12 protein-coding genes are annotated in these 15,078 nt (G+C 60.0%); all 12 read left to right on the plus strand.

The genetic code is table 11. The annotated features are described in order from the left end of the window. Positions 1–320: 320 nt before the first annotated feature. The 12 genes from ACIQJ2_RS09385 to ACIQJ2_RS09440 all read left to right on the plus strand — a co-directional run bounded on the left by ACIQJ2_RS09385 (position 321) and on the right by ACIQJ2_RS09440 (position 15,035). Positions 321–1,571 (plus strand): sarcosine oxidase subunit beta family protein, encoded by a 1,251-nt coding sequence (locus tag ACIQJ2_RS09385; protein ID WP_400669876.1) that lies wholly within the window; start codon positions 321–323, stop codon positions 1,569–1,571. Positions 1,572–1,584: 13 nt separating this feature from the next. Then, the gene (locus tag ACIQJ2_RS09390; protein WP_400669878.1) at positions 1,585–1,863 is read left to right on the plus strand and encodes a sarcosine oxidase subunit delta; all 279 of its coding nucleotides are present in this window, start codon (positions 1,585–1,587) and stop codon (positions 1,861–1,863) included. Continuing rightward, complete coding sequence (locus tag ACIQJ2_RS09395) at positions 1,860–4,817, plus strand: sarcosine oxidase subunit alpha family protein (RefSeq protein ID WP_400669881.1); 2,958 nt, start codon at positions 1,860–1,862, stop codon at positions 4,815–4,817. Before ACIQJ2_RS09390 ends, ACIQJ2_RS09395 begins: the two co-directional genes overlap by 4 nt. Before the next feature lie 7 nt (positions 4,818–4,824). Beyond that, positions 4,825–5,379 (plus strand): sarcosine oxidase subunit gamma, encoded by a 555-nt coding sequence (locus ACIQJ2_RS09400; RefSeq protein ID WP_400669883.1) that lies wholly within the window; start codon positions 4,825–4,827, stop codon positions 5,377–5,379. A gap of 219 nt (positions 5,380–5,598) precedes the next feature. Beyond that, a complete protein-coding gene (locus ACIQJ2_RS09405; RefSeq protein ID WP_400669886.1) occupies positions 5,599–8,025 on the plus strand; it encodes an FAD-dependent oxidoreductase in 2,427 nt (808 codons plus the stop codon). Positions 8,026–8,331: 306 nt separating this feature from the next. Then, a complete protein-coding gene (locus ACIQJ2_RS09410) occupies positions 8,332–9,234 on the plus strand; it encodes a branched-chain amino acid ABC transporter permease (protein ID WP_199150554.1) in 903 nt (300 codons plus the stop codon). A 4-nt stretch (positions 9,235–9,238) separates the two neighbouring features. After that, entirely contained in the window at positions 9,239–10,630 is a 1,392-nt protein-coding gene (gene livM, locus ACIQJ2_RS09415) for a high-affinity branched-chain amino acid ABC transporter permease LivM (protein WP_199150553.1), read from the plus strand. Beyond that, a complete protein-coding gene (locus tag ACIQJ2_RS09420) occupies positions 10,630–11,502 on the plus strand; it encodes an ABC transporter ATP-binding protein (protein WP_199150552.1) in 873 nt (290 codons plus the stop codon). Before livM ends, ACIQJ2_RS09420 begins: the two co-directional genes overlap by 1 nt. After that, positions 11,502–12,230: an ABC transporter ATP-binding protein gene (locus tag ACIQJ2_RS09425; RefSeq protein ID WP_400669891.1), complete on the plus strand. Its 729-nt coding sequence runs from the start codon at positions 11,502–11,504 to the stop codon at positions 12,228–12,230. The genes ACIQJ2_RS09420 and ACIQJ2_RS09425 overlap by 1 nt, the downstream gene beginning before the upstream one ends. A gap of 24 nt (positions 12,231–12,254) precedes the next feature. After that, the gene (locus ACIQJ2_RS09430) at positions 12,255–12,608 is read left to right on the plus strand and encodes a DUF6867 family protein (RefSeq protein ID WP_199150550.1); all 354 of its coding nucleotides are present in this window, start codon (positions 12,255–12,257) and stop codon (positions 12,606–12,608) included. 184 nt (positions 12,609–12,792) lie between these two features. Next, positions 12,793–13,914: a branched-chain amino acid ABC transporter substrate-binding protein gene (locus ACIQJ2_RS09435; RefSeq protein ID WP_199150549.1), complete on the plus strand. Its 1,122-nt coding sequence runs from the start codon at positions 12,793–12,795 to the stop codon at positions 13,912–13,914. A gap of 149 nt (positions 13,915–14,063) precedes the next feature. Continuing rightward, complete coding sequence (locus tag ACIQJ2_RS09440; protein WP_400669895.1) at positions 14,064–15,035, plus strand: 2-hydroxyacid dehydrogenase; 972 nt, start codon at positions 14,064–14,066, stop codon at positions 15,033–15,035. The last annotated feature ends 43 nt before the right edge of the window (positions 15,036–15,078 follow it).

Consider the following 15,078-nt stretch of genomic DNA (forward strand, 5'->3'; position numbering starts at 1 on the left):
TGTTCGTCTTCCGCGCCATGTTCGCGCCGCAAGTGTCCGGACATTATAGATAGGAAGTCGCAAACACGAAGTTTAGAGTCAATATAATCCGGCTGTTTATGCCTTAGCGCCGGAGCGAAGCTTTCGCAACAAAGCTCTGCATCACAGCATTGCCGCGAGGTCCCTCGATCAGCCGGTGTGTTATTCGGGAGACGATCGCTCGCGCATCGTGCGCATTCGGGAAAGAACATGTTCTGTTTGCGAATCTTTTTCGTCCTTACGGGACTTGTCGTTTTTATTGCATGTGCGAATGTGCGGCCGGGTAGCATTGGGATGAATGCATGCGATATTCGGCATATCAGCTTCTAAAACAGGCGTTTTCAGGCAATCGTCACTGGCAGCCGGTGTGGCGGACGCCGGAACCGAAGCCACATTATGACGTCATCATCGTCGGCGGCGGCGGGCACGGGCTGGCGACGGCCTATTATCTCGCCAAGGAATTCGGCATCACCAATGTCGCGGTGCTGGAAAAAAGCTATATCGGCTCCGGCAATGTCGGCCGCAACACGACGATCATCCGCTCCAACTATCTGCTTCCCGGCAACGAGCCCTTCTACGAATTCTCGATGAAGCTCTGGGAAGGGCTGGAGCAGGATTTCAACTACAATGCCATGGTGTCCCAGCGCGGCGTCCTCAATCTGTTCCATTCCGATGGCCAGCGCGATGCCTACGCCCGGCGCGGCAATGCCATGCGCATGCATGGCGTCGATGCGGAATTGCTCAATCGCGAGCAGGTTCGTCGGATGATGCCCTATCTGAATTTCGACCACGCGCGCTTTCCGATCCTCGGCGGTCTCTTGCAGCGGCGCGGAGGCACAGCGCGGCACGATGCGGTCGCCTGGGGCTATGCACGCGGCGCCGACAGCCGGGGCGTCGATCTCATCCAGCAATGTGAAGTGATCGGCATTCGCCGAGAGAACGGAATCGTGACCGGCGTTGAGACCAATCGCGGCTTCATCGGCTGCAACAAGCTGGCGCTTGCGGCTGCGGGCCACACGTCGATCCTCGGCAATATGGCCGATCTCGAACTGCCGATCGAAACCCATGTGCTTCAGGCTTTCGTTTCCGAAGGGCTGAAGCCTGTCATCGACAATGTCATCACCTATGGCGCGGGACACTTCTATATCTCGCAGTCCGACAAGGGCGGTTTGGTCTTCGGCGCCGATATTGATTACTACAGCTCCTATGCCCAGCGCGGCAATCTCGCCACCGTCGAGCACACGATGGAGGAGGGGGTGGCACTCATCCCTGGCCTGTCACGCGTGCGGGTGTTGCGCGCATGGGGCGGCGTCATGGATATGAGCATGGATGGCTCGCCGATCATCGACCGTACCCCGATTGAGAATCTCTATCTGAATTGCGGCTGGAACTATGGCGGCTTCAAAGCGACGCCGGCCTCGGGCTTCTGCTTCGCGCATCTGATCGCCAAGGGCGAGAGCCACGATGTGAGCCGCCTCCTGCGTCTTGACCGCTTCGAGCGCGGCTTCGCGATCGACGAGGGCGGCAAGGGTCCGCAGCCGAACCTGCATTGAGGGCACAATACCAATGGCAAGCTTGATCAACTGCCCGCATTGCGGCGTGCGACCCAAGGAAGAATTCTCCATTCGCGGCTCGGCGTCTGTCGTCCGTCCGGCGCCGACGGCGCCGGATGAGGACTGGAACCGTTATGTCTTTATCCGCGATAACGAGCGCGGGCGGATTCAAGAATACTGGCATCACAGCGCGGGATGTCGCCGCTGGCTCGTCGTCGACCGCAGCAATGTCACCCACGAGGTCTTTTCCGTCACCGATGCCGAGGACAAGGCGAAGGAGGCGGCACGATGACGGCTTATCGTCTCTCGACCGGCGGTCTCGTCAATCGCAGCCGGCCACTGTCCTTCAAATTCGACGGCAAGGAGATGAGGGGGCTGGAAGGCGATACGCTCGCCGCCGCCCTTCTCGCCAATGACCAGCTGCTCGTCGGCCGCAGCTTCAAGTACCACCGGCCGCGCGGTATTCTGACGGCAGGATCGGCCGAGCCGAACGCACTCGTCACCATCGGCAAGGAAGGCCGCACCGAGCCGAACACGCGCGCCACAGTGGCCGAGCTTTATCAGGGCTTGACGGCCGTCAGCCAGAACCGCTGGCCATCGCTGAAATACGATCTGGGCTCGGTCAACGGCCTGCTTTCGCCCTTCCTTGGCGCAGGCTTCTACTACAAGACCTTCATGTGGCCGGCCGCCTTCTGGGAGAAGGTCTACGAGCCACTGATCCGGCGTGCTGCCGGCCTTGGCAAGGCTGTCATGCAGGCCGATCCGGACCGCTATGAGAAGGCCTGGGTGCATTGCGACCTGCTCGTTATCGGGTCGGGGCCTACGGGTTTGATGGCGGCTCTGACGGCAGCTCGTGCCGGTCTGCGTGTCGTACTGGCGGACGAAGGCTTTCGTCTGGGCGGTTCGCTGCTGTCGGAAAGGCTTGCTATCGCCGGCACATCGGCCGATGCATTCGTGCAGACGGTGTTGGACGAACTGCAGAGCTTCGAGAACGTGACGTTGATGCCGCGCACGACCGTATTCGGCTGGTATGACGGCAACGTCTTCGGTGCGGTTGAAAAGGTGCAGAAGCATGTGGCGATGCCGTCGCCGGATCTGCCCGTCGAGCGTCTCTGGCGCATTGCAGCCAAGCGCGCCATCCTAGCCTCCGGCGCCGAGGAGCGGCCGCTGGTGTTCGGCGGCAACGATCGCCCGGGTGTCATGATGGCCGGCGCTATGCGCAGCTATCTCAATCGCTATGGCGTTGTTGCCGGCCAGAAGGTGGCCGTCTTCACCAATGGCGGCTCCGGCTACCGCACGGCCGCCGATCTTGCGGCGGCTGGCGTGGAGATCGCAGCTATCCTCGATACGCGTGCCGCATCCGCCGATGCCGCGCCTCAGGGTGCTCGGGTGGTTCATGCGGCAAATGTCCATGCGACCAAGGGCAAGTATCGCGTCAGCGGCGTCATCGCCGATCGCGGCGGCCTCGATGAACTCATCGCCTGCGACGCGCTTGCCATGTCCGGCGGCTGGTCGCCGATCATTCATCTTGCCTGCCAGCGCGGCGCCAAGCCGGTCTGGTCGGACGAAAAGCAGGCGTTCATGGCGCCGCTCGTCGGCGGCGAGTTGGAGATCGCCGGATCGGCCGCAGGGGTCGAGAGCGTTTCCGGTTGTCTCGCCGATGGAGCAGAAAAGGCGCGTCAGGTGATCGAAAGCCTTGGCCGCACTGCGCATGCGGGCGATTTGCCCGAAGTCGAGGGCGAATACGATCCATCCTTTGCGGCGATCTGGCATCTGCCGGGCGCGAAGGACAAGGCGTTCGTCGACTTCCAGAACGATGTCCATGCCAAGGATCTTGGCCTTGCCCTGCGCGAAGGCTTCGGCCATGTGGAGCATGCCAAGCGCTATACCACGAGCGGCATGGCGACGGATCAAGGCAAGCTCGGAAACGTCAACGCCGCCGGCATCATCGCCGGCATGCGCGGCGTCAGCCCAGCGGCGGTCGGCACGACGACATTCAGGCCGTTCTATACCCCCGTTTCCTTCGGCGCCTTGGCTGGAACTGCGCGGGACAAGCACGCGCAGCCGGTGAGGGAGTCGCCGCTGCATGGCTGGGCGAAGAAGAATGGTGCGAGCTTCGTCGAAGCCGGCCTCTGGTATCGTTCCTCCTGGTTTGCCCGGCCGGGCGAGAAGGGCTGGCGCGACAGCGTCGACCGCGAAGTGCTGAATGTGCGCAACAATGTCGGTCTTTGCGACGTGTCGACGCTCGGCAAGATCGAGGTCTTCGGCAAGGATGCGGCGGAGTTTCTCAATCGCCTCTATTCCAATGCCTTCCTGAAGCTGCCCGTCGGCAAGGCCCGTTATGGATTGATGCTGCGTGAAGATGGCATGGTCTTCGACGATGGCACGACGAGCCGGCTGACCCCGGACCATTTCTTCCTGACGACCACGACGGCAATGGCCGGCGAGGTGATGACGCATATGGAATTCTCGGCGCAGACGCTCTGGCCACAGCTCGACGTCCGCTTCGTTTCCTCTTCCGATCAATGGGCGCAGATGGCGATTGCCGGGCCTAAGGCGCGGTTGGTGCTCGAACAGATCGTCGAGGACGATATATCCGACTCCTTCTTCCCCTTCCTCGCAGCGGCTGAAGTCATGCTGAAGGGAGGGCTGAAGGCACGGTTGTTCCGCATTTCCTTCTCGGGCGAGCTTGCCTACGAACTTGCCGTTCCGGCCGGCTACGGCGAGGCCGTCGCGGATGCGATCATGGAAGCCGGCAAGTCTCATGGCATCTGCGCATATGGGGTCGAAGCCCTCAACGTGCTGCGCATCGAGAAGGGCCATGTCACGCACAACGAGCTGGATGGCCGGACAACTCCCGACGATGTTGGCCTCGGGAAAATGATGTCGGCTCAGAAGCCGGATTTCATCGGCAAGAGATTGTCCACACGCTTCGGTCTGACCGCGGCCGATCGCGGGCAGCTCGTGGGACTGAAGCCGCTCGACACGACGAAGGAGATCCAAGCCGGCGCGCATCTTCTGAGGGAAGGTGCAAGGCCGTCGACAGTGAACGATCAGGGGCATGTGTCCTCAGCCTGCTTCTCGCCGGTTCTCGGTCATTCCATCGCATTGGCCTTCCTGAAATCGGGCCGTGAACGGATCGGCGAGCATGTGGTCGTCTGGGACGGGTTGCGCGGAGAAGAGGTGCCGGCGGAGGTCTGCAATCCTGTCTTCGTCGATCCGGACAACAAGAAGCTTTTCGGGTGAGGGATTGATGAGCGTCGCGTTTCAAAACAGGCATGTGCTGGAAGATCATATTTCCGGCTTCGAGGCTGCCGCCAATCCAAATCATCTCGCCGTCGTTCGCAGGCCGGTCATCTTCTCGGTGCTCGCCAAGGCCGGCGATGAAGACTGGGTTCTGGCCGGGTTGAAGGTGATCGACGATGTTTCCGTCCGCAACGCTGGACCGAGGGAGTGGCTTGTCGTTTCCGAGACGCTGGGCGCGGAGAGCGTGGCGCGCGATCTCTTCGCGCTCGATCCTGCCCGCGTTTCGTTTTTCGAGCAGAGTGACGGCCGCGTGCTGCTTCGCATCTCCGGTCCCAACGTGCGACGTATTCTCGCCAAATGCGTGGCTGTAGACCTGCATCCGCAAGTCTTTGCCGAAGGACAGTCTGCCAACATGCTGTGCTGCCATGTCAGCGCCAATGTCGCCCGCACGGGTGCCGATCGCTTCGAAATCATTCTGCCGCGCTCCTATGCCGGCAGCGTTTTCGAGGAGATCATGGAGATGGGGCGGGAGTTCGCCCTGACAGCCGCCTTCGTCGACTGAAAGGCCTGATGTTGCCGGACCGGGAGGGCTCTGCCGGTCTGTTTGCGGCTTCTCACGGCAATGGCGCGATCCGAACAATTGCGATGGCGCAAACAGGCATGTCCGTTTCGCAGTTCGGGCTATTTGGCTTGTCGGATAGTCTCTAGGTTTCCTTATAAATGCGGTCGGTCGCGCGGGAAGATACCCGGCGGCTTCGTGCCGAAAACAGGGGATTCCTAGATGAAAAGCCATGCCAAGGTCGTCGTCATCGGTGGCGGTGTCGTCGGATGTTCGGTGCTCTATCACCTGACGAAATTCGGCTGGAAGGATGTCGTGCTGCTCGAACGCTCCGAGCTGACGTCCGGCTCGACCTGGCATGCCGCGGGCGGCATGCACACGATCAATGGCGATCCGAATGTCGCCAAGCTGCAGAAATATACGGTCGAGCTCTATAAGGAGATCGAGGAATATTCCGGTCAGGACATCGGCCTGCACCTGACTTCAGGCCTGATGCTGGCGGCGACGCCGCAGCGATTCGACTGGCTGAAATCGATCCTTGCCAAGGGCCGTTATAACGGGCTGGAGGCGACATTGCTGACGCCGAAGGAAGCGCATGAGATGATGCCGCTTCTCGACCCAGATCAATTCGTCGGCGCTCTCTACGACCCGGTCGAAGGCCACCTTGACCCATATGGCACGACGCATGCCTATGCGCGCTCGGCCAAGAAGAACGGTGCCGATATCTATCTGCATACCAAGGTGGAAGAGCTGGTGCAGCGCGAGGACGGATCCTGGCGCGTCATTACCAACCAGGGCGAGATCATCGCCGAGCATGTCGTCAACGCCGCCGGTCTCTGGGCGCGCGAAGTTGGCCGCATGGTTGGGCTTGAGTTGCCGGTGCTCGCCATGGAGCACATGTATCTGATCACCGAGGATATGCCCGAGGTCATCGACTTCAACAAGACGACAGGCAAGGAGTTGATGCACTGCGTCGACTTCGACGGCGAGATCTATCTGCGCCAGGAACGCCAGGGCATGTTGATGGGCACCTATGAAAAGGCCTGTCGCCCATGGTCGCCGTTGACTACGCCGTGGGATTTCGGCCATGAGCTGCTGGCTGAGGACATCGAGCGCATCACGCCGGAACTGGAAGTTGGTTTCCGTCATTTCCCGGCCTTTAATAATGCCGGCATCAAGAAGATCATCAACGGCCCGTTCACCTTCTCGCCGGATGGCAATCCGCTGGTCGGACCGGTGCGCGGCCTGCGCAATTACTGGTCGGCCTGCGCCGTGATGGCCGGGTTCAGCCAGGGCGGAGGCGTCGGATTGGCGCTTGCCAACTGGATGATCTACGGCGATCCGGGTTTTGACGTTTTCGCGATGGATGTATCCCGCTACGGCGATTACGCGACGCTCGCCTATACCAATGCCAAGGTGCGCGAGAACTATGCCCGTCGCTTCTCCATCCGCTATCCGAACGAGGAGCTGCCGGCGGCCCGCCCGCTGCTGACGACGCCGATCTACGATAAGCTGAAGGATGCCGGCGGCGTCTTCGGCGCCTACTATGGTCTGGAACAGGCGCTATGGTTCGCGCCGAAGGGCGAGGTCGATCAGTTCTCCTGGCGTCGCTCCAACGATTTCGATGTCGTCGGTGCCGAAGCCAAGGCGGTGCGCGAGAGCGTGGGCCTCATGGAGACCTCGGGTTTTGCCAAATATTCGGTGAAGGGATCGGGGGCGGAGGCTTTCCTCGACAAGCTGCTGACCTGCCGTATTCCAGCCATCGGCCGCATGACGCTTGCGCCGATGCTGAAGCATGACGGCAAGCTGATCGGCGACTTCACGCTGGCGAAGCTCGGCGAGGGGGATTTCCTGCTTATCGGTTCCGGCATTGCCGAGGCCTATCACATGCGCTGGTTCGAAAGCCTTCTACCAAAGGACGGCTCGGTCGAGCTGCAGGCTCTGGGTCTTTCGCTGCTCGGCCTTTCGATTGCCGGCCCGAACTCTCGCAAGCTGCTGCAGAAGCTGACCCATCAGGATCTTTCGACCGCAGAGTTCCCTTTCATGACGATTCGTCGCATGGATATCGGCATGGCGCCTGCCATCGTCGGCCGCGTCTCCTATACCGGGGATCTCGGCTATGAAATCTGGATGAGGCCGGAGCATCAGCGCTACATCTTTGACCTCCTGATGCAGGAGGGCGCGGAATTCGACATCCGGCTCTTCGGCCTGCGGGCGCTCAATGCGCTTCGTCTCGACAAATCCTATGGCAGCTGGTCGCGAGAATACCGGCCGCTCTATGGCCCGCTCGAGGCAGGTCTCAACCGATTCGTTGCGCTCAGCAAGGAAGCCGATTTCATCGGCAAGGCCGCTGCCGCCAAGGAAAAAGCCGAGGGCGGCACGCTGCGGCTGCGCACCTTCATCCTGAGCGCCCGGGATGCCGACGTCATCGGCGACGAGCCGATCTACCATAATGGCGCCGTGTGCGGTTGGGTGACATCAGGCGGCTACGCCCATGGCTCGGGCCTTTCGGTCGCGGTCGGCTATGTGCCAAAGGGAATCGCTGACGAAACACAGGGCTGGTCGATAGAACTGCTCGGCGAGCTTCTCCCGGCTCAACTACAGGCGGAGCCATTGTTCGATGGAGACGGTGCGCGCATGCGGGCGTGATCGGAGGCCTTGTGGAAAAGTGACAGGCCCTCAGTGGGCCTGTCACTGACGAAAGCTTTTCAGAGTAAGCGCGCGGCCAGACCATTTTGGCTAGATTTGAGCCAAACGCTGCCGCTTTTGTGTCATTTTTGGTCGGATTCGCGCCAGCGCACGGTGAATTGAAAAGAATTTGTCAGTTTCTCGCCTTTTTGGCTTCACATTTCTTTCGAAAGCGGTATGGAATCGACCCTACAGGCCCTCTCGAAGGAACCTAAAAAAGTAAAATGAGATGTGGTCGTATAACGCTGCATCCAGGGGAAATGACATATGGATTACTTTATCCAGCAGCTCCTAAACGGGCTGACTCTAGGGTCTATCTATGGCCTGATCGCCATCGGCTATACGATGGTTTACGGCATCATCGGCATGATCAATTTTGCCCATGGTGACGTTTTCATGCTTGGCGGCTTTGCGGCCCTTATTACCTACCTCGTTCTCATCTCTCTCTTTGCCGGCTTGCCCGTTGCGGTGATGCTTCTGGTGATGCTCATCGTCGCCATGCTGATGACGAGCTTGTGGAACTGGGTGATCGAGCGCGTCGCCTACCGGCCGCTGCGTGGTTCGTTCCGGCTCGCGCCGCTGATCACGGCAATCGGCATGTCGATCGTGCTGTCGAACTTCATCCAGGTCGCTCAGGGTCCGCGCAACAAGCCGATCCCGACGCTGGTGGGCGATGTCTATAATTTCGGCGGCGTTTCGCTGTCCCTGAAGCAGATCATCATCTTCATCATGACGGTCGTGTTGCTGGCTGCCTTCTGGTATCTGGTCAACAAGACGGCGCTCGGCCGCGCCCAACGCGCCACCGAGCAGGATCGCAAGATGGCGGCGCTGCTCGGCATCAATGTCGACCGGACCATTTCCGTCACCTTCATCATGGGCGCGGCGCTCGCTGCCGTCGCCGGCACGATGTATCTGATGTATTATGGCGTCGCCAACTTCTCGGATGGCTTTGTCCCCGGCGTCAAGGCCTTCACGGCAGCCGTTCTCGGCGGCATCGGATCGCTTCCCGGCGCTGTCCTCGGCGGCCTGATGATCGGCTTCATCGAGTCGTTCTGGTCGGGCAATTTTCCCATCGCGTATAAGGATGTCGCGACATACGGCATCCTGGCCTACGTGCTGATCTTCAAGCCGACGGGTATTCTCGGCCGGCCGGAAGTCGAAAAGGTATAACGCCATGGCAAATTCAAACTTCGTTGCAGGCAAGACCGCGCCCGGCCTTGTCCGGAAAGGGATTACGGATGCCCTCTGGACCGCGCTGATAGCCTTTGGCATGTTCGTTCTCTATATCGGCCTCAAGACCGATCAGAATATGGACAACAAGCTGGTCATCGTGCAGCGCTGGGGCTTGCTGGCGACCATCGTTGCCATCGCTGCCGTTGGCCGTTTCATCATGACGGTCTTCGTTCAGCCTGCGCTGGCGGCGCGTAAGGCGGCCAAGGCCAAGGTGGTGCCGGTGGAAGGCGAGCAAAGCTTCGCCTCCAAGCATTTCAACAAGATCGCGCTTGTGCTGCTGATGCTCTATCCGCTTGCGGCGGTTGCGATCTTTGGTCCGCAGGGCTCGTTGACCTATGTCGACAATTTCGGCATCCAGATCCTGATCTATGTGATGCTCGCCTGGGGCCTCAACATCGTTGTCGGTCTCGCCGGTCTGCTCGATCTGGGCTATGTCGCCTTCTATGCGGTCGGCGCCTATTCCTACGCGCTCCTGTCGATGCATTTCGGCCTGTCCTTCTGGCTTCTCCTGCCGCTCTCGGGCATACTTGCCGCACTTTGGGGCATGATCCTCGGCTTTCCGGTGCTGCGCCTCCGAGGCGACTATCTGGCCATCGTCACGCTCGCTTTCGGTGAAATCATCCGCATCGTGCTGACCAATTGGACCGACGTGACGCAGGGAAGCTTCGGCATCTCCAACATCACCAAGGCGTCGCTGTTCGGCATCTACAGCTTCGATCTTAAGGACCCGCATAACTTCATCCGGTCCTTTGGTCTGCCCATGTCGTCGGCCTGGTACAAGATCTTCCTGTTCTACGTCATTCTGTTGCTTTGCATGCTGACCGCCTACGTCACGATACGGCTGCGCCGCATGCCGATTGGACGTGCGTGGGAAGCGCTGCGCGAGGATGAGATCGCCTGCCGTTCGCTCGGGATCAACACGGTGACGACGAAGCTGACCGCTTTCGCGACCGGCGCCATGTTCGGCGGCTTCGCCGGCTCCTTCTTCGCCGCGCGCCAGGGCTTCGTATCGCCGGAATCCTTCGTGTTCCTCGAGTCGGCCGTCATCCTCGCCATCGTCGTTCTCGGTGGCATGGGTTCGCTGAAGGGCATCGCGATTGCCGCGATCGCCATGGTCGGCGGCACGGAACTGCTGCGCGACATGGATTTTCTAAAGCTGTTCTTCGGTGCCGATTTCACTCCCGAACTTTATCGCATGCTGATCTTCGGCCTTGCGATGGTGGTGGTGATGATCTTCAAGCCGCGCGGCTTCGTCGGTACACGTGAGCCAACCGCCTTCCTCAAGGAGCGAAAAGCGATCTCTGGCAGCTTCACCAAGGAGGGCCACGGCTGATGAACGCTGTGACCACAACCCCCAACGACATCCTGCTCAAGGTCGATCACCTGTCGATGAAGTTCGGCGGCCTGATGGCGATCAACGACTTCTCCTTCGAGGCGAAGCGCGGCGATATCACGGCGCTGATCGGACCGAACGGCGCCGGCAAGACCACGGTGTTCAACTGCATCACCGGCTTCTACAAGCCGACGATGGGCATGCTGACCCTCAATCAGAAGAGCGGCAAGGAATATCTCCTGGAGCGGCTACCCGATTTCCGGATCACGCGCGAAGCCAAGGTGGCGCGCACATTCCAGAATATCCGCCTGTTTTCGGGTCTCACCGTGCTCGAAAACCTGCTGGTGGCGCAGCACAACAAGCTGATGCGCGCCTCCGGCTATACGATCCTCGGCCTGCTCGGCATCGGCCCATACCGAGCCGAAGCGAAGAATGCGATCGAGCTGGCGCGCTTCTGGCTCGAAAAGGCGGATCTCGTCGATCGCGCCGACGATCCGGCCGGCGATCTCTCCTACGGCGCTCAGCGTCGCCTTGAGATTGCCCGCGCCATGTGTACGGGTCCGGAACTGCTTTGCCTGGATGAGCCGGCCGCCGGCCTCAATCCTCGCGAGTCCCTGGTGCTCAACGAATTCCTGCGCAGCATCCGCAAGGATACCGGCACATCGATCCTGCTGATCGAGCACGACATGTCGGTGGTCATGGAAATCTCCGATCATGTCATCGTGCTGGAATACGGTCAGAAGATCGCCGACGGTACGCCGGACGAGGTCAAGAACGATCCGCGTGTCATCGCCGCCTATCTGGGTGTCGAGGACGAGGAAGTGGAAGAGGTGATTGCCGAAGTCGAACACCTCCAGGAAGGTGAGAATTGATGACGGGGCAACCACTTCTGAAAGTCGCGGGCGTCGAAACCTATTACGGCAATATCCGTGCGCTTTCCGGCGTCGATATCGAGGTCAACAGCGGCGAGATTGTCAGCCTGATCGGCGCCAATGGCGCCGGAAAATCGACGTTGATGATGACGATCTGCGGCAGCCCGCAGGCCCGTAACGGATCGGTCACATTCGATGGCCGGGATATCACGCGCATGCCGACGCATGAAATCGCGCGGCTTCGCATTGCCCAGTCCCCCGAAGGACGGCGCATTTTCCCGCGCATGACCGTCTATGAAAACCTGCAGATGGGTGCGAGCCTCGACAAGCTCAAATATTTCAACGAGGACGTCGAGAAGATCTTCACGCTCTTTCCACGCTTGAAGGAGCGCCAGTCGCAGCGCGGCGGCACGCTTTCCGGCGGCGAGCAGCAGATGCTGTCGATCGGCCGTGCGCTGATGGCGCGGCCTAAACTACTCTTGCTGGACGAGCCGTCGCTCGGCCTGGCGCCGCTGATCGTCAAGGGCATTTTCGAGGCTATCAAGGTTCTGAACCAGACCCAGGGCCTGACCGTGTTTCTTGTCGAACAGAACGCTTTTGCCGCACTGAAGCTTTCCGACCGCGCCTATGTGATGGTCAACGGCCGGGTGACAATGAGCGGTTCGGGCAAGGAATTGCTGGCCAATCCGGAAGTGCGTGCCGCCTATCTTGAAGGTGGACATCATTGAGTTTCGTTTCGCGGAGAATTTGACATGCAGGGACTTCTCTTCGACAGCGATAGCGGCGGCCGCTTAATTATCCGCGTGGTCATCGTCCTTCTCGGGTTCTGGACGGCATGGCGCGCCGGTCGCGCCGTCGCTTCCAACTGGGAAAACTATCCGCTCGTCGTCATTTACTGTTTCCTGATCGGCCTTGGCCTGCAGTTCCTGCACCATGCGCTGTTCAACGGGCCGGTCTTCGACGTCACCATCTACATCATAGATGTCGTTCTTTTGCTGATCTTTGCGACGGCAGGATACCGGTATCGACGTACCGACCAGATGGTAAATAACTATTACTGGCTTTACGAAAAGACCTCCGCCTTTTCCTGGCGGAAGAAGAATTGACACTGTGCCTAAACTAGGCACAGTCTTAGTCCAGCATCCGCGTCATCCTGCCTCATAAATATAAACAGCTTACGGCAGGATCATGCTTCCAGAGTTCGGAATACAAGCGTTACCGGCGTGATGATTGGTGGGTATCGCGCAGGGCAAATCAAACGGAACCCGCTCAAAAATTGGGAGTAACAATATGAAGAAGTATCTTCTGTCGGCAGTGGCATTGTCGGCGATGATCGCATTCGGTGGCGTTGCAAAGGCCGATATCATCATTGCCGTCGGCGCTCCCCTCACGGGCCCGAACGCTGCTTTTGGTGCGCAGCTTCAGAAGGGCGCCGAGCAGGCGGCCGCCGATATCAATGCGGCTGGCGGCATGAACGGGGAAAAGATCAAGATCGAACTGGGCGACGACGTTTCCGACGCCAAGCAGGGCGTCTCGGTTGCCAACAAGTTCGTGTCCGATGGTGTGAAGTTCGTCGTCGGTCACTTCAACTCGGGCGTTTCCATCCCGGCTTCGGAAGTCTATGCCGAAAACGGCATCCTCGAAGTCTCGCCGGCCGCTACCAATCCCGTCTATACCGAGCGCGGTCTTTGGAACACCTTCCGTACCTGCGGCCGTGACGACCAGCAGGGCATAGTTGCCGCCAAGTACATCGTCGACAATTTCAAGGGCGCCAAGGTTGCAGTCGTTCACGACAAGACCCCTTACGGCCAGGGCCTTGCCGACGAAACCAAGAAGAACCTGAACGCCGCTGGCGTGACGGAAGTTCTCTATGAAGGCATCACTCCCGGCGACAAGGACTACTCGGCTCTTATCGCCAAGATGAAGCAGGCCGGTGCCGATTTCGTCTACTACGGCGGTCTCCACACCGAAGCCGGCCTGATCCTGCGCCAGATGGCGGACCAGGGCGTGAAGGCTCACTTCATGTCGGGTGACGGTATCGTTACCAACGAGTTGGCTTCCATCGCCGGCGATGCCGTCGACGGCACGCTGATGACCTTCGCACCGGATGCCCGCAAGAATCCGGCTGCTGCTGACCTCGTGACCAAGTTCCGCGCTGCCGGTTACGAACCGGAAGGCTACACCTTCTACAGCTATGCAGCGATGCAGGTCATTGCCGCTGCCGCCAAGGCTGCCGGCTCTAACGATCCGATGGCCGTTGCCGACGCTATCAAGGCAAAGGGTCCGTTCAAGACTGCAATCGGCGACTTGAGCTTCAACGCCAAGGGTGACATCACCCGCCCGGACTACGTCATCTACAAGTGGTCCAAGGGTTCCGACGGCAAGTACGCTTACGACGAAATCGCGAAGTAAGCTTCGAACCCGCCGATTTCCGGCTTCGACACGATCTGCAAAGCCCGGCTACGCGCCGGGCTTTTTTCGTTGCTGCTGACTGAGGATCGGCATTTCCTTCACGGCGGACCTGCTTTAAGTCTGCCTGATACAGGCAAGAGGATAAGCACATGAGCAAACCCCGGATTCTTGTTACGCGGCGTTGGCCGACCGCCGTCGAGGCGGCCCTGTCGGAAGCTTTCGACACCACGCTGAACGAGGACGATGTTGCGCTCGATGCGGCGCAACTGCGCGACGCATTGCTTTCCTATGACGCCGTTCTGCCCACCGTTTCCGACAGGCTTCCTGCAGCGCTCTTCGCGGGAGAGGCGGTCAGGTCAAAGATCATCGGCAATTTCGGTGTCGGCTTTAATCATATCGATATTGCAGCCGCCAAAGCGAAGGACATCGTCGTCACCAACACGCCGGGTGTTCTCACCGATTGCACAGCCGATATTGCCATGCTGCTGTTGCTGTCCGTCGCGCGCCGCGGCGGAGAAGGGGAGCGTGAGGTGCGTGCCGGTGCCTGGACCGGCTGGAGACCGACGCATCTGGTCGGCACCAAGGTTACCGGCAAGACCGTCGGCATTATCGGCTTTGGTCGTATCGGCAAGGCATTCGCGCAACGTTGCCATTTCGGCTTCGGCATGGATGTCGTCTTCTACAATCGCTCCTCAGTCGATCCGGCCGAGGCCGCGCATTACGGCGCGAGGCAGTTGCCCACGGTGGAAGACGTGCTTGGTGCAGCCGATTTCGTTTCACTGCATTGCCCCGGCGGCGCGGAAAATCGCCATCTCATGAACGCGACGCGCTTTGCGGCAATGAAGCCGGGTGCGTTCCTCATCAATACCGCGCGCGGCGATGTGGTCGACGAAACGGCCCTGATAGCCGCCCTCGAGCAGGGCACAATCCGCGGCGCAGGCCTCGATGTTTACGAGGCGGAACCGCATGTGCCTGAGCGGCTGCGGGCGCTGGAGAATGTCGTGCTTCTGCCGCATCTTGGCAGCGCCACGGAAGAGACCCGCACAGCCATGGGCATGAAGGTGATGGACAATATCAGCGCCTTCTTTGCTGGTCGCGAGCCGCCGGACCGGGTGATCTGATCCGTGCATCTCGGAGCAGGTGTAAGCCGAGGGAGAGAGCTAG

The organism is Rhizobium sp. NPDC092011, assembly GCF_044756305.1.
Lineage (GTDB): Bacteria > Pseudomonadota > Alphaproteobacteria > Rhizobiales > Rhizobiaceae > Rhizobium.